This is a genomic window from Rhodococcus sp. KBW08 (assembly GCF_003852455.1).
Classification (GTDB): domain Bacteria; phylum Actinomycetota; class Actinomycetes; order Mycobacteriales; family Mycobacteriaceae; genus Rhodococcus_F; species Rhodococcus_F baikonurensis.
This window is the reverse complement of record NZ_QAJJ01000064.1, coordinates 1-279: the sequence shown is the minus strand read 5'-3', so window position 1 is coordinate 279 and position 279 is coordinate 1. Positions and strand designations below refer to the sequence as shown.

1 pseudogene is annotated in these 279 nt (G+C 65.6%); it reads right to left on the bottom strand.

Annotated elements, in window-relative coordinates:
* A pseudogene (locus DBV08_RS33115) lies at window positions 1-279 on the bottom strand (HNH endonuclease); the annotation flags it as partial.

The following is a 279-nucleotide window of genomic DNA, read 5'->3' as shown; positions in this document are numbered from 1 at the left end:
CGCGGGCGATCAGGGCGGTTCGTTGTGCCGCGGTGACAAGCCTTTTGAGTGGGGTGACGTCGAGTGGGGCACCGTTTTCGTCGAGGAGGACGGCGCCGAGCATGCAGTCGCAGGCGATCATGCGGGTGCGGCCGATGCTCAGTGGTCCCATCCAGGGCATGTGGCCGACATCGAGATCTTGTTTGCCGGGATCGGGAGTGTCGAGATCCAGCATGCCGGGATCGTCGTCCACGGCAGGGCCAGGTGTTGAGCCGTCACCTGTTGTGGCACCGGCGACCG